General features: G+C 47.4%; 17 protein-coding genes and 1 other RNA gene. 6 read left to right on the top strand and 12 right to left on the bottom strand.

What is annotated here, in order from left to right; all coding sequences use genetic code 11:
• The coding region (locus tag QWY27_RS14480; protein WP_290199147.1) for a hypothetical protein at positions 1-183 on the top strand (183 nt) is incomplete at its 5' end.
• 6 nt (positions 184-189) lie between these two features.
• On the opposite strand, the gene QWY27_RS14485 is transcribed toward QWY27_RS14480, so the two are convergent.
• The 3 genes from QWY27_RS14485 to QWY27_RS14495 are packed head-to-tail and all read right to left on the bottom strand — an operon-like array spanning position 190 to position 2,066.
• The gene (locus QWY27_RS14485) at positions 190-714 is read right to left on the bottom strand and encodes a TIGR00645 family protein (protein WP_290199148.1); all 525 of its coding nucleotides are present in this window, start codon (positions 712-714) and stop codon (positions 190-192) included.
• Between the two features lie 27 nt (positions 715-741).
• Positions 742-1,638, bottom strand: coding sequence for a hypothetical protein (locus QWY27_RS14490; protein ID WP_290199149.1), 897 nt, complete (start codon positions 1,636-1,638; stop codon positions 742-744).
• 11 nt (positions 1,639-1,649) lie between these two features.
• Positions 1,650-2,066 (bottom strand): hypothetical protein, encoded by a 417-nt coding sequence (locus QWY27_RS14495; protein WP_290199150.1) that lies wholly within the window; start codon positions 2,064-2,066, stop codon positions 1,650-1,652.
• 57 nt (positions 2,067-2,123) lie between these two features.
• Here QWY27_RS14495 and QWY27_RS14500 point away from each other — a divergent pair, with 57 nt between their 5' ends.
• Complete coding sequence (locus QWY27_RS14500) at positions 2,124-3,197, top strand: IS30 family transposase (protein ID WP_290199151.1); 1,074 nt, start codon at positions 2,124-2,126, stop codon at positions 3,195-3,197.
• Between the two features lie 59 nt (positions 3,198-3,256).
• On the opposite strand, the gene QWY27_RS14505 is transcribed toward QWY27_RS14500, so the two are convergent.
• Together QWY27_RS14505 and QWY27_RS14510 are read right to left on the bottom strand one after the other, a co-directional pair.
• Positions 3,257-4,999 (bottom strand): carboxylesterase/lipase family protein, encoded by a 1,743-nt coding sequence (locus QWY27_RS14505; protein ID WP_290199152.1) that lies wholly within the window; start codon positions 4,997-4,999, stop codon positions 3,257-3,259.
• 41 nt (positions 5,000-5,040) lie between these two features.
• The gene (locus QWY27_RS14510; protein WP_290199153.1) at positions 5,041-6,294 is read right to left on the bottom strand and encodes a PLP-dependent cysteine synthase family protein; all 1,254 of its coding nucleotides are present in this window, start codon (positions 6,292-6,294) and stop codon (positions 5,041-5,043) included.
• A gap of 186 nt (positions 6,295-6,480) precedes the next feature.
• On the opposite strand from QWY27_RS14510, the gene QWY27_RS14515 reads away from it, so the two are divergent.
• Positions 6,481-7,716, top strand: coding sequence for a class I SAM-dependent methyltransferase (locus tag QWY27_RS14515; protein ID WP_290199154.1), 1,236 nt, complete (start codon positions 6,481-6,483; stop codon positions 7,714-7,716).
• 18 nt (positions 7,717-7,734) lie between these two features.
• Positions 7,735-8,103, top strand: coding sequence for an EF-hand domain-containing protein (locus QWY27_RS14520; RefSeq protein ID WP_290199155.1), 369 nt, complete (start codon positions 7,735-7,737; stop codon positions 8,101-8,103).
• Between the two features lie 13 nt (positions 8,104-8,116).
• Here the strand turns inward: QWY27_RS14520 and QWY27_RS14525 are convergent, their stop codons facing one another.
• A complete protein-coding gene (locus QWY27_RS14525) occupies positions 8,117-9,295 on the bottom strand; it encodes a hypothetical protein (protein ID WP_290199156.1) in 1,179 nt (392 codons plus the stop codon).
• Positions 9,296-9,572: 277 nt separating this feature from the next.
• On the opposite strand from QWY27_RS14525, the gene QWY27_RS14530 reads away from it, so the two are divergent.
• Positions 9,573-10,763, top strand: coding sequence for a porin (locus QWY27_RS14530; RefSeq protein WP_290199157.1), 1,191 nt, complete (start codon positions 9,573-9,575; stop codon positions 10,761-10,763).
• Positions 10,764-10,820: 57 nt separating this feature from the next.
• Here the strand turns inward: QWY27_RS14530 and QWY27_RS14535 are convergent, their stop codons facing one another.
• From QWY27_RS14535 to ompA, 6 genes are all read right to left on the bottom strand, one after another.
• Positions 10,821-12,350, bottom strand: coding sequence for a class I adenylate-forming enzyme family protein (locus QWY27_RS14535; protein WP_290199158.1), 1,530 nt, complete (start codon positions 12,348-12,350; stop codon positions 10,821-10,823).
• Positions 12,351-12,379: 29 nt separating this feature from the next.
• Complete coding sequence (locus QWY27_RS14540; RefSeq protein WP_290199159.1) at positions 12,380-13,471, bottom strand: oxygenase MpaB family protein; 1,092 nt, start codon at positions 13,469-13,471, stop codon at positions 12,380-12,382.
• Between the two features lie 199 nt (positions 13,472-13,670).
• Positions 13,671-14,033: a transfer-messenger RNA gene (ssrA, locus tag QWY27_RS14545) on the bottom strand.
• A gap of 125 nt (positions 14,034-14,158) precedes the next feature.
• Positions 14,159-14,824: a phosphoglycolate phosphatase gene (gene gph / locus QWY27_RS14550; protein ID WP_290199160.1), complete on the bottom strand. Its 666-nt coding sequence runs from the start codon at positions 14,822-14,824 to the stop codon at positions 14,159-14,161.
• A complete protein-coding gene (gene ubiG, locus QWY27_RS14555; protein WP_290199161.1) occupies positions 14,825-15,553 on the bottom strand; it encodes a bifunctional 2-polyprenyl-6-hydroxyphenol methylase/3-demethylubiquinol 3-O-methyltransferase UbiG in 729 nt (242 codons plus the stop codon).
• 189 nt (positions 15,554-15,742) lie between these two features.
• Complete coding sequence (gene ompA, locus QWY27_RS14560; protein WP_290199162.1) at positions 15,743-16,306, bottom strand: outer membrane protein OmpA; 564 nt, start codon at positions 16,304-16,306, stop codon at positions 15,743-15,745.
• Between the two features lie 549 nt (positions 16,307-16,855).
• Here ompA and gyrA point away from each other — a divergent pair.
• Positions 16,856-19,537: a DNA gyrase subunit A gene (gyrA, locus tag QWY27_RS14565; RefSeq protein WP_290199163.1), complete on the top strand. Its 2,682-nt coding sequence runs from the start codon at positions 16,856-16,858 to the stop codon at positions 19,535-19,537.
• Position 19,538 lies beyond the last annotated feature (1 nt).

A 19,538-nucleotide genomic window follows, 5' to 3' on the forward strand; every position in this document is an offset into this window, starting at 1 on the left:
TTTGTCCGTTTCCCGCAGAATCCGAACAATCTGTTCATCGCTGTATCGCGTCTTCTTCATTTGCCTCTCACTCTCGAAGAGGCCATTGTCTCAAGTTATCTTGGATCGAAAAAGTTGGGACAGGTCACTCAAGTGTTGTACGAAATTTTTGTTCATGACTATCACAAGCTTAAGATTAGCTAATGAGATCTAGTGTGTTTTGACGGACAGTCTATCCACAACGACTATCGTAATCGCTGTCGCCATCAATACAATTTGAATGGCCATTTGCATGAGAATTGTTTCCATTTCGATTTGTGCAGCGTTAACAAATGTAGCCAATAGATGTACCGCACCGATTGTTACGATGGAGATTGCTAATTTAATTTTTAGAGAGCCTGGATTGACATGAGCGAGCCATTCTGGCTGATCGGGGTGATCGTCAAGATTCAATCTAGAAACAAAGCTTTCATAACCTCCAACGATCACCATGACAAGAAGATTGGCTACCATCACAATATCGATCAGGTCCAGAACCTCAAGAATGACATGTCTTTCGGGAGAACGCTTAAATACAATCAACTCAACCACTTCCCACAAATGGATAAAGAATTCGTAGGTATAGGCTCCAAGCGCAACGATCAGTCCAAAATACAAAGGAAGTTGCAACCATCGCGCTGCAAACATTAGAGACTCCAGGGAGTTTCTTGGATTGACAGGGGGGGTATTTTTCATGGTTGCACTTCCTGTTCAATGGAGGATTTAATCTCGACGAATTGAGTAGACAAGAGTGGAGCGGTTTTTTGATTTTCCTTTGAATGCATAGCGCGCATCAGGATTAGGATTGGGATGAGGTAAATCAATTGAGCTCAATACCACTTCATCACCAAAACATCCGCAGATGTTAATCGAACAATGTTGATAAATTTCCATGAAGGTGGATCCATCGTCCACTTCAAAATCGAAAATATCTCGATCCGCTCGTTGATCCTTGGTCGCATCAATAATCAAACTTTTATGTACTTCCACACGACTACTACTAAAGTTCAGTGCGTCTTCCATTGGATTTTTAATTTCAATACGATCAAACGAGATATGAGAATTCGTGATGTCGAGACCATCGTCACCTGAATAAAAAGTTCGAACAGTACGGACATTCCATTCTTTTTTACCTACTCCCAATATTGAAAATCCGTCAATGTCATCTCGCGCAGCGATGGCCTTTTGTTTTTTTGTTTCACTTAGTGGGTCATGGCGCCCTAGGTAATATGTTGCGATCATCTCCGCATTGAAAGACGACAAGGGCTTTTTACGATTTTCGACAACTGAAATTGAGTCTTTCGTCGCATCCTGAAAGTTTCCTAAAAACCAGATTCCGCCGTTATCACTTTGTTTGACAGGTTTATGCTTATCACTTGCTGCTTTGACATACAAGCGCTTGGCTGAAAGAGTAGATCCCTGATCAAAGATCAAGCATGAGCGGCGCAGTCTTGATTTTGGTTTTAATCCGTTGGTGATCAACAGTATCGTGCGATCTTCGATCGTAAGTGTGACACCGCTCTTTACATGGATCTCGGCGTCAATCACATAGGTAGTATGCGCTTTGAGGGTTGTATTATTTTTTATATCACGCGAGATTAATTCGATACGTTGATTCATATTGATCACCTTTATTTGCTCATTTTCTTGCGGGTCGATTTTTTGGTAGCGGCAGACTGTTTGACAGGCTCGGCATGCTCAGTGGCATTTAGTTCAAGCGCTCCTTTCTTAAAGCTGACTGAGCGTGAGGTCTTTTTATTATCAGTCTGTTCGCTTGAGACATTTTCCTTCTGACGTCGTTTGCCATTTGAGGTTGGAGCACCGATTATTTCAGTATTATTTTCTCTCATACCCCATTCTTCGGCATCAATTGCCTCGTCAAAACCAATCAAAATGATGTCTCCAACATGAATATGCACATTGACTTTTCCGTCTGAATGATTGAGCGAACCAGATCGACTGATTGCTTCAGTGATTGAAGCTGCAGTTTTGGTCGCAAAATCAGTCATACGTACAGTGTGAACATTTTTTGCAGGATTTTTACTCATTACTCTTGTTGAGTTCAAAACTGAAGTGCAACACTAACCTTGAGGTACTGTGTTGCGATGAATACCAAATACAAACATCTTAATTGTGAAGAGCGGACGTTGATTCAATTGAGCCTTGAGCGAGGTTGCACCATGAGGGCTATCGCTTTGAGCCTGGATCGCAGCGCCAGCTCTATTAGTCGTGAGCTTGCGCGTAACGGATGGTGTGATCCAAGATCTCAGCCCGCTCAAGCCGGTCGCCCCGCTTTGGCAGGTGGATATCGTGCGGCAAGTGCCCACCAGCGTGCGGCTTTGACTCGCTCCAGAGGCCGCAAGCCTTCTCGCTTGGCGATGGACGGCTTTTTGTGGTTTCAAGTTCAAAAACTGCTTAGGCAACGATACTCTCCGGAACAGATTGCGGGCATACTTCCACGCATGTTCCCCGATGATTCCTCGATGCGTGCCAGTCACGAAACCATTTATACGGCGCTCTACGCAATGCCGCGCGGTGAGCTGCGTACCGAGCTGCTTGCAACCCTGAGGCAAGGACGCAAAGTTCGTCGTCCTCGCGCACGCGGTGAGGATCGCCGTGGCGAGATTCCTAATATGGTCAGTATTCACCAACGACCACCAGAGGTCGATGAGCGGGTGATCCCTGGTCACTGGGAGGGCGACCTGATCAAAGGGCGCGGAAATGCTTCGGCTGTCGGCACGCTCGTTGAACGAACAAGTTTGTTTGTGACCTTGGCCAAGGTTGCAGATGGTGGTGCTCAAGCAGCGGTCGAGGGCTTTAGTATGGTTCTCAACCGGATCGAAGTACAGCGTCGCTTGTCGATGACCTACGACCAAGGCCGCGAGATGTCTCAGCATGAGAAGCTCTCCGAACGCACAGGCGTAAAGGTGTACTTCGCAGACCCCCACAGCCCTTGGCAGCGTGGCATCAACGAGAACACAAACGGATTACTGAGACAATATTTACCCAAGGGAATCGACCTGTCCGTGTTTAGCCAAGAAGAACTGGATAGTGTTGCTTGGGCATTAAATACTAGACCTCGAAAAAGTCTCGGCTTTAAATGCCCTGCAGAACTCTTTTTACCTGATACATTTAATGCCGACGAGTATTACCGCCGGCTTGTTGCACTTCAAACTTGAAACCACCCTTTTTACAGTTTTCATGTTGATATGCCTTTCTCTTTAATCGTTCAGATTAACTAAGGATTGGGAAAAAGAGTTTTCCACCAATCACAATGGTGAGCTAGCCCCCCATCAAAGGGACCTACGACTCCAGGAGTGAATTTAAAAATATCCTGACTGTTTTTATAGCTAGGCCAGACTGGAGCACCCGAGATCTTAGGCTGACCAGTTGTTGCAAAAGCAGAAAAATATTGAACAATTTGATTGGCAAGCGCTTGTGATGCGAGAGTCAAATTGGGTGCGTTGATTTTTATATTATTTGAGAAATGAGGAAACAAATAATTGAGTATGGAAGAGTGTACGGGCCCAAGTGGAAAATCCGGATAGGGAGGTAAGATTGCAACGCCCTTGACCAGAGCATTTGGATCGGCAAATTCAAAAACATAGGTCAGTCGTGCATCGGGATAAGCAATAATTTTGTCAGCAGTCTTATAGTAGATGCAACTATTGAGGGCCAATTTAGGATTAAAGTCTGATAAAGCCTCTCCCAATCGATGTGCGCCGACTTTCGGATTTTCAAATCCGTATTTTTTTGCCACTGCTTTTGAGTGTATTCCATAAAAATTTTCCAACCAAAGACGATTGATTGTTTGATTGTCTAAGGCGGGACCTTTCCCAGCTAGTGCATCCTGCCACCAGTATCCGACATAAATAAGAAGTTCTTTCTCCATACCACCAATGACGAGAGGAACCGTCGCAAAACTACCGCCGTTTTCGCGATTGAGTGCGTCGGTAATCGAAGTTGGAACGGTTGAGTTCGGATGAGAAGGTGTCCCATGCGTTGGGGCATACATAGCGAGATCTGTTGGATGATCATCTGCTAACTTAGTTTGTACTTTTAGAATCTCAGCAACCGATTGACGACGTAAACATTTCAAGTCATCATCTTCAGGACATCCGAGTTTTTTTGTGATGACTTTTCCGATCTTATTGATTGCTTCAAAGGTAGTCTTGACTTGCGATAAACAGCCTGCACTGACGATCATGGCTTTATGAAAAAGTCCTTTAACCTGATCAGGACTGCTCAGATGTAAGCAGATAGATGCGCCTCCTGCCGACTCGCCAGCTAAAGTGACGTTATTTGGATCCCCACCAAAAGCTGAAATATTACGTTGTATCCAACGTAAAGCTTCCATTTGATCTTCAATGCCAAAGTTACCGTTTACTTTTTCTTTAGCTAATCCGGGGAGGGGAACGAAACCAAGAACGCCAAGTCTGTAGTTCGCACTGACGACGATCATCCGACCTTCTGAGGCAAGTTTATCCAATCTGTATAAACTGGAAGCGCCTCCCACAAAGGCTCCCCCATGTATCCAGAAGAAAACAGGCAATTTTTCTCCTGGCTTGAGATCTGCAGGGGCAGAGACGTTGATGCTCAGGCAATCTTCTTCGATACTGCTATCGGTTAAGTTAAATCTTGATACTTGAGGGCAAGCAGGTCCAAATTCCCTGGCGTCAAAAATACCGTTCCAAGGGATTGCAGGCTGAGGCAAACTCCAGCGTAATTCTCCAGTTGGATTTTGCGCAAAAGGTACACCACGATATTCAATGACGCTTTTACCCGATCCTGCTTTGCGGATATGCCCTTGTAAAAGGCCAGAGTCTATTTTTATGGGATGATGAGTTTGTGACGCAAAAACGGCCGTCGAGCATAGTAAGTAAAGTGCGATTAAAGCAATCTGGGTCGTTGTTAAACGCATCTTGTTTGATATTATTTTCAGTGGATTTTTAGAACGTTTGTCTTCATAAAAATGTATCACTTAAGGTGCATATCAATAGCGACCAATTGCGACATATTTTGTCAAAGCCATTGACCTGTATTCCAAAATTTCTCTAGTCGCAATAAAGGTACTTGGTACTGTAGGCCAGATTTTTCAATCCACGCAGAATTGTAGTAATTGTCTGCATACCTTAGGCCCCCATCGCAAATAATAGAGACGATAGCGCCGGATTGACCGGATTGATGCATTTGGCTGGCGATACTCAGTGCTCCGCAAAAGTTAGTGCCTGATGAGGGCCCCACTTCGAATCCGACAAGTTTGGTTAAAAGATGCATGGCTGCGATTGAGTCTGCATCGGGTACCTTGATGATTTTGTCAACACCTTCGCGCAGCAGACTGAAGGTGTTTCCCATTTTGATTGGACCTCGAGAGCCAATACCCTCAATTCTTGAGCCAGTCGATATTGAAAGCTCGCTTTGACCCGTTTGAAACCAATCCATTAATACGGAGTCTTCGGGATCAACGACCAGAAGTCTAGCGGGACATGCTTTGTCGTAGTCAGCCCATTTTCTTAAATATCTTGCAATGCTTGTGGCGGTTCCTCCCGAGCCCGCTCCCGTTATAAACCACTGTGGACATGCATGGTCGCTATGCTGGAGTTGCAGATAGATTTCGTTTGCCATATTCATCGTAGCTGCCGGATGACCTTTGTAGTAATCCAGGGCTTTTTCAGCATTGGCGAACTGATCGATGTTGTATGCGTGTGGCTGTTTTTCTAAAGCAAGCCGAATAAATTCGGCAGGACTTGTATTCTGAGTCAAAATTTCAGTGTTTCCACCAAAGCCTCGAATCGCACGCAATTTTCCTTCGCTTACTCCGGCACGCATGACCGCGGTAAATTTCAAATTAAGAAGCTTTGCAAAGTAGGCCTCTCCAATGGCCGTATTTCCGCTCGATGCCTCGTAGAGGTGCGTGTGCGGACCAATTTTTCCCTCAATCAATGCATGCATCAACAGCGCCCAAGCAACGCGATGTTTTAAGCTTCCCGTCCTGGATTTAGATTCGTCTTTTAGATAGATGCTGATTCTTTGATCAAACGGGCAATCCAGTTTGATCAATGGCGTGATGCCTGACTGCTCACGATCTCGCCACATTTTTTTAATTGCGTCACGTATCCAGAGCGAATGCGTTCCCGAAGCATTGTGGTTGGCGTCAACAAATTTATAGCGTGGATCTGAAAGTGCAAACGGCATACCCAATGTGAGCCCGCCTATGCCGATCAGTCCATTTTTTAAGAACTTTCTTAATGAGGTATTCGGAATTTTAGTATTCATTGATCGATGCCTAAGATTTGGCTGGAGTGCAGTGTTTCGTAAATTTTATCGCCACTGAAGTTGAACGTATTTATATCGTCAGAATTTGTCGGAATTCATATCACTGATTTTTTATATACGAATGTATATTTCTAATTGTGATTTTCCGTGCAGAACTTAATTTATTGAAGGTGCAAGCACTTATTCATGAACGCACAGTCATTGTCTGAACAGTATCGCAATTGGGTCTATCCCCGTCCGGTCATGGATATGCAACAGGCGATTTCAACAGGTGCCTATCTCGAAATCGGCGATCCCACATTCTATTGGCCCTTAATGTTGTCAGATAGAAATCTTGTCGAGACTAGGCTGGATATTTTGTGCGCGGGATGCGGGAGTAATCAAGCCGCTTATTACGCTTGTCAGAATCCAAACTGGAATGTACTGGGAATCGATCTATCAGAATCGAGTTTATCGCATCAGAAGTTTCTCAAAGAGCGCCATGGATTGAGTAATCTAGAAATCCTTGAAATGGATCTCACGAAAATTTCGCAGCTCGGTCGAAGTTTTGATTTCATCACATGCACAGGAGTATTGCATCACTTAGAAGATCCGGATGCTGGTCTCAAGGCGCTTGCCTCTGTTTTGCGCCCAGATGGCATACTGAACATCATGGTTTATGGAAAACATTTGCGCATGGGAGTCTATCCCCTCCAAGAAGCATTCCGACTGATTCGACTAGAGCAAACAACAGAAGATGTCTCTCTCATTAAAGACGTTCTGTACTCGTTACCTCAAGATCATCCGGTCAAGCGCTACATCCATCACTCTGGAGATTTACATTATGACGCAGGGATTGTTGATACTTTTCTCAATCCTATTGATCAGGCTTACTCAGTCAAGGAGATCTTTTCTTTCACCAGACGTGCAGGTTTAGAGTTTTTAAATTGGTGTGAACCTGCGGAGTACAGTTTGCGAGCGCAAGTTACTGAGGATCATCCTCTTTGGTCGAGATTGGGTGATCTCTCAATTGAACAATCCGCTCATGTTTGCGATTTATTGTTGCAGTCTCGCGGAACCCACCGCTGGTTCGCCGCACATCCTGATTATGTATCTCGGGTGTCTATTCCATTTGAGAATGATTCTTTATTTGATTTCACCTTTCGTTTATCTCCCGGTGCGAATATCAATCACGATCATGAGTCTGCTGACTTTTCAGTATTGCAGGGCACCAGAGGTAATCTTCACTTCACTATGCCGAAATATTTACATCAACTTCTTGAGGCCATGGAAGCACGTAGATCAATCCGATCCGTTATTGATTTAAAACCTGATAAAACTTTTATCGATGAATCCTACAAAGTCTTCGTGGCCCGTACGTTGAGGGAGCTTTATGAAATGGGACACGTTCAAATTTTTATGCCAATTCAAACTCAAGCTTGATACTTAAAGGAGAGTAAGTTGAAAAAATTTTCTATCGCTTTAACAGTTGCGGCACTTAGCAGTGCTGCTTTCGCACAAAATGTGGGAGGGGTCGGTGGGAATGGTGGTGCGATTGTTGAAGACCCCGCAAGAGGTGGTATTGCCCCGGATATAAGGTCGGGTGCATATGCTGGTACCGGAGGCAAAGGATCGGCAGGTGGTAACGGCGGGGCTGGTTCACCATTCGACGAATGGGATTTGGATAGAAATGGCTTTTTAAGCACTGCTGAAGCGAATCAGGCAGGTTTTACAGAGGCACAGTTCATTGCTATGGATACAGATCGAGATGGACGAGTGACTCTTAAAGAGTTTACGGTTGCCAGCATCATGCCTATCCGAAGTCGTTAATTCGAATGATCATTTACCTCACAATCACGGCGGGAGAAGCAGGTATTGCACCTGGTATCTTGGCAATTGTGACAAGCGTCGCCATAAACTCCATCACGTCCTTTGTGTAGGACTCGTCATTGTCCGCTACGGAGTACGTGATGCCTTTGTATTTGACAGAGGCGGCAGGATCAATATTGATGGCGTTTCTATACACCTTGAATAAAGGCAAGGGTTTCTTGTATCTCTGGTTGTAGCTGTCAAACACGGATTTAGAAGGTTGCAACATGACTTCCTTGGAGCCATCGCCTTCGAATTGCGCATTCAGAACAGCCCCCAGAAAATCGAATACGTTTCCGGGTGAACGCACACCGATGACGAATTCTAGGTTTTTGGCATCCGGAAAATGGGAGACAAATGCCTTGATCGCTTTGGCATACTCCAGGTCAGGTTTGGCAAATCGGGGCGAGTCTTGGCAATAAGACTGTGGACTCAACATATCTCCGAGCAACTCCTGAGTTCTATATTTGTTGACGCAGACACGAGATTGCTGATCGTTTTTTACAAGCTGATAAAGCTCTCTGCCATTTTTGTTGACTTTTTCAAAGGAAATTAAACCCTTGGCCATATTATCGACTGTTGAGCCACCCCAGGCTTCCATTGATCTGCTCAAGGCCGCAGGTTCAATCGGTGGTCCAAGCGGAGTCTTAACCTGCACATTTTCGATCGTCAATCCAGACTCGATTAATAAATATAAAAGGTTTTGAAAATCTTTATATTTGGGATCAAGCGGATCATTATTGAATCGGTGAATTGAGTGATTGTTTTTTCTTAATTCTATGCTTTCAATTAAAAGCGTATATGACACTGCGCGAGGTAATAAACGTTCGGTACCTTTGACCCCTAGAACGCCCAGCGGAATTTCCTTAAGAAACGACTGCATGAACTGTGCGTTATCTAAAGAAGCCTGCGTAAAAGTAAATCCGTTATTGACTGAAAGACCGAGTGAGCCCGAGGTGATGGAGGGGGGGGTGACTTGAGTGCCTGCGCTTTGCGTTGTATTCGCTCCTGCGTTTGCCATCACATTTCCCGTGCCAATAACGGATGGAATATCCAAAAAGCTCAGAGGCATATTCTTTGACGAACGCACAATGTTCAACAAAATATTTTCATTACTATAGTTTTCAACGACTTGTCGATATGCAGTTGACATATCGCTGAAACTACTTGAATTGATGCCAGTGCAACCGGTCAGCACTGTAGTCAATGTAATGGTCAACATACTTATAACTTTCATTCTGCGACCCACGAAGATGAGGATGAATTTCTCGAAGGAGTTTATGCCGCGAGATTCATCGGACACACTTTTTATATACTTTTGTCGTTATTTGTCGGTTTTGCGCGTTAAACCTCACTCAATGGTGTCTTGTGAATCAGAAAACTTAGACCTAAGATCATTTCACAAATCAAACTTATATGAGGATTTTAAAATGCGGTTGTTACCTGTTTATGTCTGCTGCTCAGCGCTCACAATTGCTGCGTCATCAGTCCATGCACAGTCATCAGTCACGCTTTACGGTACGGTTGATGCAGGCTTCGCATATCAAAATCACTCTGCCAATGACGCCGGCACGTATCGTAGTGCCTCGCGTTTTGCAATGATTAGCGGAGGCCAATCAGGCAATCGCTTCGGTCTTAGGGGTAAGGAGAGAGTTGCGGCCGAAACAGATATCAATTTTGTGTTGGAAAATGGTTTTGATATCGGTAATGGAACAATGGGCCAGAGCGGCCGCATCTTTGGCAGACAAGCCTGGTTTGGAGCCAGTCGTAAGGGACTTGGGAATTTTCGTTTAGGACGTCAATATGACTTTGCTAACGACTACATTTCAGATTTAACGCCTTTCGGACCTGGTGAGTTTGCTTCTGCATCGCTTGGCCTTTCTTTTGGTTCTGCGAACGCTGAGCGATTCAGCAACATGATTCGACTTGAGACAGACAGCATTGAAGGCTTCAAAGCGGGAGTCGGCTATACCTTTTCGTCTCAAATTCCCTCCGCCTACGTCATTGATGGTAAGTATCCCGTAGTGCCAGGTGACTCCAGAGATTACAACTTTGCCAGTCAAGATAACCTGCGTGCAATCACTTCAGGTATCCAATATAAAAAAGGTCCTCTCTACATGACTGCGACCTATGATGCTTATTATCCAAATGCTGCGACGGCCAAAGGCCAGGTGCCGAATGCCTCGGCCTGGATATTGGGCGCAGCATATGATGTAGGTCAATTTAAATTGTCGGGCGCCTACGGTCAGACACGGAATGCCTGGTTAAATCCCGCTCAGCTCATACAAAGCTTTGAGCGTCCAAGCGATCTTGGTACGACAAACAACAGTATTGTTTTCGATCAAAATATTGCGGTCGACTCCTATTTGCTAGGTCTCACTTATACACCGAACAAATCCACCAATGTATTTTTATCGTGGCAAATGGCCAAGCCGTCGAGTGGTATGCAGTCGAGTCTTTTCTTTCCAATTGATACACAAACGGTCTATAGCTTTGCCTACACATATAACTTCACTCCGAGAACAAATATCTATGCGATGGGCGCATACGCAACAAACTACAGCATGAGTCAAGGGCTGACTTATTCGTTGGTAGGCGTTGGTATTCGCCACAAATTCTGATTGAAATACAACGCGTTACTTAAATGTCAGAATTTGTCAGATTGTTATTTGGGAAGTTCAGGTGTGAGCCGTGCGCAATAATTTTTTGTCTATTTTCCCAGCAGCTGTGAGTGGCAGACTCTCTCTGATTTCAAAAGACTTGGGAGATTTAAATCGACTGAGTGATTGGCGGCAGTACGCGAGTAGTGTCTCCTCAGTGATTGTCAGTCCTTGATGAAGCACAATCACTGCATGAACGGCTTCTCCCCATCGCTCATGGGGCACACCAATCACGGCGCACGCACTGACACTAGGGTGGCTACAGATGACGGTTTCGACTTCTGCCGGGTAAATATTCTCCCCTCCGGAAATAATCATGTCTTTCATTCGATCCGTGACAAAAAGATAGCCTTCTTCGTCGAGGTAACCAACATCACCTGATTTCAACCAGCCGTCAATAAACGTTTCAGCTGTTTCGACAGGCTTGTGCCAGTAGCCCTTCATGATTCCGGGGCCTCTTAATAAAATTTCTCCTGTCGTGCCGGAAGGTAACGATTTTCCCTGCGCGTCGGCGATTCGGATTTCAGAGGATAAGGTGCCTCGACCCACAGAGCGTAATCGATTGCTCTTAAGAAAAGACGGATTGTTTAACACTGTCAATGCCGAAATAGAGGCCGCCGTCTCAGTCATTGCATAGGAGTGGACGAACTCCACCTTTGGAAATCTCTCTAAGGCTTGTTGTAAAAGTGGCATCGTAATGGGCGCCGCACCCCAGAAAATCTTATTCAGTGTAGGCAGGTATTCGGGATCAAAATTTGCAGTACTCATCAGCATTTGCAGCATGCTGGGCACCAGCATCAAATCATGCACACCTTCTTGTCTGATCAGCTCGATAACTGATTGAGGTTGAAATCCAGGAAGTGCGACAGAAGTTCCGCCCAGCAGGACTTGCAAAATCATTCTTGAGAGTCCGGCCACGTGAAACATTGGAGAGGTCAAGAGTGTGACGGATTGTGGTGAGCTCGGTACTTCGACCATTCTTCCGACCAGAGATGACCAGAAGTTGCCATGGGAGAGCATCACGCCCTTCGGTTTGCCTGTTGTGCCTCCAGTGTAGACAATGGCCGCCAAATCATCAGTCGCGCAGCGCACATCCTCAATTGTCGGGCTGGTGATGATCTGAGTGCTTAGTTTGATATAGCCAACGGGCTCTTGATCATCGTCCATATAGAACCGACAAACTAGCTCCGGCAGTTCGGACTCAATCGCTTGGACAGTGCTGAGCAAGTTTGAGCAAGTCGCTAGCGCGCGTGCTCTAGAGTCCGTCATGGCATAGGCCATTTCTGCTGGTGACCAACGTGTATTGACGGGTTGTACAACCAAGCCAGACCACCATGCTGCCAAAAGCAGTTCGATCATCCGGTCTGAGTTTTGAGAAATGATTGCCAGCCGATCTCCTGCTTTTAATCCGTTTGCCTTCAGTAATGAAGCTGTGCGTGCGACACGTTCGATTAGTTCCGCGTACGTTTGACGACGTCCACCGCTCACTGTTGCGACTTTTTCTGGATGTCGTTGTATGGAGCGATGGAGTCCGGCAGTAAGGTACATAGCTGATCTAAATGCTCTTTTCTGGTGGATTAAATATGCTGGTAGGCGGCTGTGCCCTCGATTTGGCTACAAATTGAATCCATCTGCTTTGTTGATCGTTCAATGACGGTCTGTCTAAAGGTGGCATCCTGTCTGATTTTTTGCATGTGATAAAGGTTGGAGTCAACATAAGTTGGGATCAGAGCAGAAACTGATGTATCTGTAGCACCAATTGCATCGGCCAGAGCATCCCCATGAATATGTCGGGCGAATCCATGCATGAGTGCGATTGCGATATCTTTTGGTAGCTTCATGACCATGGACATGCGCTGACCGATTGCCTCAAGCATCGAGAGCGTGAGCACTCTCGCATTGTCGTCTGGCTGAGGCATCTCCTGATTGAAGTGGTTTAACCATTCCGTTGCGCAGCCTGGCTTGGCAAGCTCCGACATGACTCTGGTTGGTATGCCTAGCAGTAGCCCGACGATATGCCAGAGCGCCGCGACATGAGATTTTTCTTCGCCGGTCCATTCAAGGCCAAGTCGCTCAAGTGCCCGAGGTGAGACCACTGCAAAATCTAGCCATGTTCGCAGCATTAGCCGTTGAGGAATCGGTTGAAAGTCTATCGATCCTCCGCGCGCTTTTCGAATGCTCGCTCGAACTTTGGCATGAATCAATCGAACTTGCAGACAGTGGATAAACCCTGAGCCTCCCGTCTGCCACGCATTGTGTTGTAGAAGTTTTAGGAGCCAGTATTGCGTTTCTGATAAGCGTTTGGACGCGGCTTCACTCATCAGTTTTCCGGTGTGGATGAGGACTTTTGCAATTTGAGGGTCTGTATAGGTATGCAGAAGTGCACCCGGTCCCATGGAGATGCTCATCCAAGTGGGCCCGACATACTTATAAGGTAACTGGGCTAAATCTAGTGGTGGAGCAGACAGTAAAAACTCTTCAGCTTCAAATAGAAAGTTTCGATATGAAGCTGGAGCGTGTGGAATAGAACGCGCACCTTCTTTCATGCCTAGCATGAGTAGTGCTTTTTCCTGGGGTGTTGCGTTTAACCAGTCATTTATGACAGCATCGGCGAGCGGGTCGCCTTCGTCAAGTTCGGGCCATTGGTTTTCTTTGATTAAATTATTCATGTACTGAATCATTGTGATCCATCACGAACTTTGGCCCCTGATGGCGTAGCGATTGTGATTTCGATATGCTAGCGTGTCTTTGAATTTATTGGTGCTTGATGTCAGTATTGGTCAGATTCATTTTTAGTTCTCGTATACCGCATGAGTGAATTTTTCATAAAAAAAGACCACCCTCGGAAGGATGGTCTTGTGCGGTATTTGGTGGAGCCGGGGGGAATTGAACCCCCGTCCGCGAGCCCTCTGCAGGCAGTTCTACATGCGTAGTCGATTTACTTTTTGTTTAACCTTGGACTTAGCCAACCGACAGGCCGGACCTTGGCGATTCACTTGGATTTAAGAATTTGACGAGTGACCCGGCAAACCCCGATTCTTTGTAAATGACGCTGCTGTGGATTTCTCCACTTGACCCAAAGACAAATCAGTGCAGCGGCTCACCGCTTAAGCGGCCAGAGCGAAACGCTCGTCGTTGGCGTTTATAGTGTTTCCAGTGGATTTACGAGCGAACTGGTGCTCGGCATGCCCTGCGCTGTTTCGCGACCCACGTCGAATCCGGATCGGCCCCAGTAGTACGATTGTAGACGAACAATCTATAGCGATAGACCCATCACAGGTCAAAGAGTTCAGTTTATCGACAGAATATTTCAACATTTACATCTTTTGTTGATGCCGCGAATGATTGGCTCGGTATCAAGTGTTCAAAATCTTGCGAATGGCGGGCCACATTTCATTGGCTGAGGCAACGCAATGATCAGCCTGCCAGGTTTCCACGGGATGATCAGGTCCGCAATAGCCATAACTTGCAGCAATCGAGGCCATGCCTGCGGCGCGAGCAGCTTGGATATCCCGGATGTCATCGCCTACATAGACGCAACGGTCTGTGCCGAAACCTACTTTTTGTGCTGCATGAAGCAAGGGGAGGGGATGAGGCTTGGAGTGTGCCGTCGTGTCACCACAAACCAGGACTGCACATTCCTTGTCCAGACCAAGTGAAGCAACTAAAGGTTGAGCTAGATAGGTGGCTTTATTGGTCACAATTCCCCACGATAAACCTTTGCGAGAAATAGAGTCGAGTAACTCTGGTACACCATCGAATAAACAGGTGTCGACATGCATCGCGGCTTCGTAGTCTTTTAAAAACTGCACGCGATGCTGTTCGTAGTCCGGATGTTCCGGTGTCATGTTCAGTGCGCAGCGCAGTAGTCCGCGTGCACCAGCAGACGAGTAGGGCCTTAATACGTCGAGCGGTAAAGGTGCAAGTCCTGCGCGCAGACGTTGCTTGTTCGCGGCGGCTGCCAGATCGGGGGCTGTGTCGGCAAGTGTGCCGTCAAAGTCAAACAAAACAAGAGCGGTCATTTACAGGTTGCCTTTACGAGTAGCCATGAGATAGTTGACGCTCGTATCATGATTGAGCGAATAATGTTCAGTCAAAGGGTTGTAACCCATGCCAATCACTTGGTGTGTTGTGAGCTTGGCTGCCCGCGCGGCTTGTGCGAGCTCGCTTGGACGTACGAAACTGCGCCAGCTGTGCGTGCCGCGTGGCAGAAGGCGCAAAACATACTCTGCGCCAATGATTGCAAACAAAAAAGATTTAGGATTGCGATTAATGGTCGAGAAAAATACCCAGCCGCCAGGTTTGACCAGCGTTGAGCAGGCATGCACGATTGAACCGGGGTCTGGGACGTGTTCGAGCATTTCCATGCAGGTGATCACATCAAATTGTCCGGGTTGCTCGCCTGCCATATCCTCCGCACTAATGCTTCGGTAGGTCACAGGCACACCAGACTCGAGGCCGTGTAAACGTGCGACCTTAAGCGATTTGTCCGCTAAGTCAATTCCTGTGACCTCCGCCCCGCTGAGTGCCATGCTTTCAGCCAAAATACCACCGCCACAGCCGACATCCAATACTTTTTTGCCTTGCAGCCCGCCAGTCAACCCCTTAATCCAATCAAGGCGCAGTGGATTAATAGCGTGTAAAGGTTTGAATTCACTGTTTGGATCCCACCAGCGCGATGCAAGTGCGCTGAATTTGTCCAGTTCAGCCTGGTCAACGTTATTGGAGCCCTTAGGCATGTCAGTGTTCATGGCGATTCTTATAAAGGTCCGGCAGGGATGTCACGAAATGGATATGAAATTGCGCTGATCACAACAAGATACATTACCAAACTTTGGGCGATAAACGAGGGGAGTCCACAAAAGAAAAAAGACCTCGCGAGCGAGGTCTTTTAGTCTAGCTAGTGCCGCCGAAGCGGCCTAGCCAGTCAACATCAAGAATTACTTCTTGCTGCCGATGATTTCGATATCTACACGACGGTTCTTGGCACGACCAGCTGCTGTACGGTTGTCAGCGACTGGATCAGCTTTGCCTTTGCCGGATGCAGTAATACGATTGGCTGGAACGCCTTTCGAGACCAAGTATGCCTTCACAGCGTCAGCACGACGAATCGAGAGAGCCATGTTGTAGGCATCAGTACCGATCCAGTCTGTGTGACCGACGGCAATGATGGTTTCGAGATTGATTTCAGCTTGGCGAGCAGCAACCTGGTCGAGCAACTTACGACCTTCTGGCTTGACGATAGCCTTGTCAAAGTCGAACAAAGCTTCTGCTTTGATCGAAATCTTGTCAGCCATTGGCTGGCCAGATTTTTTGACGCACTCGGCTGCAGCCGTAGCTGGGGTCCAGAAGTTGTCCTGCCAGCAGAGTTCATTGGAACCGTTCTTCCAAATGAGCTCACCTGAGCCGTTCTTCCAATTGTCTACCGTTTGCGCGGAAGCGACGCCTGTTGCTGTGAAAGCAGCAAAGGCGAGTGCCAGAGCGAATTTGGAGGGTTTGTTCATGTTTCTCCTCGTTGAGCTTGAAGCTGGATAAGTGACTCGCAGCGAACCCCCGCCGCAAATAAAAAAATACATCAGGAAACGGGTCCAGTATAGCAACACAGTGAGCACTATTTAAAAATACCCGCTGGGTTTCCTGCGTGCTGAACGAATCTTAAGGCATTTGATGAGGTTTAGTCACTCTTCTGGCACGCTTAAGTCGTTGATATGCGCATTTATACGCTCAACAGGCGTTTCTTGTTGGTTTTTGGCAACAAAAATTTACGTTTAGACGCAAATTATCGAGATTTTCTATCCGAAAACCTGCAGGAATTTGTGGGTAGGACGATACCTCCCCAAGAGAAGATGAACTTCTGACCGGCTAATTTTGGAAAAGTTCAGCGGTTTTAGAAAAAAATATTTTTTCTATTTCAGTGTGCCGACTGGCCGTCCTATTTGAAGTGATACCGTGGCAAGTGCCGGTGTAGAATCCAAGGCTGACCATTTGTAGTTGCTTTTTACCATTTCGACCCCGTCTCGGGTTTTCAACCGCTGTCATTTGTTGCGAACTTTATGGATTCCTTTGCCAAGGAAACTCTTCCGATATCACTCGAAGAAGAAATGCGCCGCAGTTATCTCGATTATGCAATGAGCGTAATCGTAGGGCGCGCCCTCCCGGATGTCCGGGACGGTCTTAAGCCTGTGCATCGTCGCGTGTTGTTTGCGATGCACGAACTCAATAACGACTGGAACCGCGCGTATAAAAAATCAGCGCGTATCGTTGGTGACGTGATTGGTAAATATCACCCGCATGGTGATCAAGCCGTTTACGACACGATCGTGCGGATGGCGCAGGACTTTTCCTTGCGCTATATGTTGGTAGATGGCCAGGGCAACTTTGGTTCCGTCGACGGCGATAGCGCGGCGGCAATGCGTTACACCGAGATTCGTCTTGCCAAAATCGCTCACGAACTGTTGGCTGATATTGACCAGGAAACTGTTGATTTCGGTCCCAACTACGACGGTAGTGAAAGCGAGCCTTTGCTGTTGCCTTCACGTTTGCCAAACTTGCTCGTGAACGGTAGCTCGGGTATTGCGGTTGGCATGGCAACCAATATTCCACCGCATAATCTTGCCGAGGTCATTGATGGTTGCCTGTATTGTTTGCGCAACCCCGAGTGCACGATTGATGAGCTGATCGAACTCATTCCTGCGCCAGACTTCCCGACGGGAGGCATCATTTATGGAATCGTCGGTGTGCGAGAAGGTTATCGCACGGGACGCGGACGCGTGATCATGCGCGCCAAAACCCACTTCGAAGACATTGGTAATAATCGGCAATCGATTGTTGTTGATGCGATTCCTTATCAAGTGAATAAAAAGACCTTGCAGGAGCGCATTGCCGAGCTTGTCAATGAGAAAAAGGTCGAGGGCATTTCCGACATCCGTGATGAGTCAGACAAGGACGGCATGCGTCTGGTGATCGAGCTCAAGCGAGGTGAGGTCCCCGAGGTTATTCTGAATAATCTCTACAAACATACACAGCTCCAGGATACCTTCGGGATGAACCTGGTGGCGCTTGTCGACGGCCAACCCCGTCTGCTCAATCTCAAGCAGATGGTGGAGTATTTTCTGGCGCATCGTCGCGAGGTTGTCACGCGCCGTACCGTCTTTCAGCTGCGCAAGGCGCGTGAACGCGGTCATGTTCTCGAAGGTCTTGCTGTTGCGTTGGCGAACATCGACGAGTTCATCGCAATCATCAAGGCAGCGCCTACGCCACCCGTTGCGCGGCAAGATTTGATGGACAGGACTTGGGACTCTTCGCTTGTGCGTGAAATGCTTGCGCGAGCAGATACCGTAGCAGTTGGCGGGCGCGGCGCCTATCGTCCGGACAATCTTCCAGACGCATATGGCTTGCAGGCTGATGGTCAGTACCGCTTGAGTGAAACGCAGGCTCAGGAAATCCTGAACATGCGCTTGCAGCGCTTGACTGGACTTGAGCAAGACAAAATTGTTAGCGAATACAAATCCGTCATGGAAACAATTTTGGATTTGTTGGATATTTTGGCAAAACCTGAGCGGATTACCGTCATCATTAGTGACGAGTTGCAGGCAATCAAGACCGAGTTTTCAATTAATGCAAAAGACGTCCGCCGTTCAGATATCGAGCTCAACGCCACTGAGCTGGATACTGAGGACTTGATTACCCCTGCAGACATGGTTGTGACCTTGTCGCACGGTGGATATATCAAGAGCCAGCCTTTGTCCGAGTATCGTGCGCAGCGCCGTGGTGGTCGCGGTAAACAAGCCACTGCCACCAAAGAAAATGATTGGATCGATCAGCTGTTTATTGCCAATACGCATGACTATCTGCTGTGCTTCTCAGACCGCGGCCGTGTTTATTGGCTCAAAGTTTGGGAGGTGCCGCAAGGCACACGCATCTCGCGCGGCAAACCGATTGTGAACATGTTCCCGTTGGTGGATGGTGAGAAGATCACTGTCGTCTTGCCGATCAAAGCATTTAGCGATGATCAGACAGTCTTCATGGCGACTTCGCGCGGAACGGTCAAAAAGACACCGCTTTCAGATTTCTCCAACCCACGCAAGGCAGGCATTATCGCGGTTGACCTCGACGAGGGCGACTTCCTGATAGGCGCTGAGTTGACCGATGGTAAGCATGACGTCATGCTCTTCTCCGACTCCGGTAAGGCAGTGCGCTTTGACGAAAATGATGTCCGTCCCATGGGGCGTAACGCGCGCGGTGTGCGCGGCATGATGCTCGAGGAAGGCCAGCAGGTCATTGCGATGCTTGTATCAGGAGATGAAACCCAAACAGTCTTGACCGCCACGCAAAATGGTTTCGGAAAGCGCACGCCGATTACTGAGTACACGCGCCATGGCCGTGGCACCAAAGGCATGATCGCGATTCAGACATCTGCGCGTAACGGCAAAGTTGTCGGAGCCGTTCTGGCAAATGCCACGGACGAGATCATGCTGATCACAACGGGCGGAGTGCTTGTACGCACGCGAGTGGCGGAAATACGTGAAATGGGTCGCGCGACGCAGGGTGTCACACTCATTAGCGTGGATGACGGCAGCGAGTTGTCTGGTGTGCGCAGAGTGGTCGAAAGCGATGTGGATGATGATGCGGATGCAGATCAACCTGCAACCAATGCATCGCCAGATGCGAAAGACTCTTTGACTAAACCGGATGCTACGCCAGATACCGCTGGTGAGGCAGGGTCGGAGTCCTAAT

This window comes from Zwartia vadi (genome assembly GCF_030410375.1).
Lineage (GTDB): Bacteria > Pseudomonadota > Gammaproteobacteria > Burkholderiales > Burkholderiaceae_B > Zwartia > Zwartia vadi.

Coding starts and splice junctions, on each gene's coding strand:
- ubiG (WP_290199161.1), bottom strand. CDS start 15,553: ATGAACACTGACATGCCTAAGGGCTCCAATAACGTTGACCAGGCTGAA.
- QWY27_RS14515 (WP_290199154.1), top strand. CDS start 6,481: ATGAACGCACAGTCATTGTCTGAACAGTATCGCAATTGGGTCTATCCC.
- QWY27_RS14490 (WP_290199149.1), bottom strand. CDS start 1,638: ATGAATCAACGTATCGAATTAATCTCGCGTGATATAAAAAATAATACA.
- QWY27_RS14495 (WP_290199150.1), bottom strand. CDS start 2,066: ATGAGTAAAAATCCTGCAAAAAATGTTCACACTGTACGTATGACTGAT.
- QWY27_RS14530 (WP_290199157.1), top strand. CDS start 9,573: ATGCGGTTGTTACCTGTTTATGTCTGCTGCTCAGCGCTCACAATTGCT.
- QWY27_RS14510 (WP_290199153.1), bottom strand. CDS start 6,294: ATGAATACTAAAATTCCGAATACCTCATTAAGAAAGTTCTTAAAAAAT.
- QWY27_RS14540 (WP_290199159.1), bottom strand. CDS start 13,471: ATGAATAATTTAATCAAAGAAAACCAATGGCCCGAACTTGACGAAGGC.
- QWY27_RS14535 (WP_290199158.1), bottom strand. CDS start 12,350: ATGTACCTTACTGCCGGACTCCATCGCTCCATACAACGACATCCAGAA.
- ompA (WP_290199162.1), bottom strand. CDS start 16,306: ATGAACAAACCCTCCAAATTCGCTCTGGCACTCGCCTTTGCTGCTTTC.
- gyrA (WP_290199163.1), top strand. CDS start 16,856: ATGGATTCCTTTGCCAAGGAAACTCTTCCGATATCACTCGAAGAAGAA.
- QWY27_RS14500 (WP_290199151.1), top strand. CDS start 2,124: ATGAATACCAAATACAAACATCTTAATTGTGAAGAGCGGACGTTGATT.
- gph (WP_290199160.1), bottom strand. CDS start 14,824: ATGACCGCTCTTGTTTTGTTTGACTTTGACGGCACACTTGCCGACACA.
- QWY27_RS14525 (WP_290199156.1), bottom strand. CDS start 9,295: ATGTCAACTGCATATCGACAAGTCGTTGAAAACTATAGTAATGAAAAT.
- QWY27_RS14485 (WP_290199148.1), bottom strand. CDS start 714: ATGAAAAATACCCCCCCTGTCAATCCAAGAAACTCCCTGGAGTCTCTA.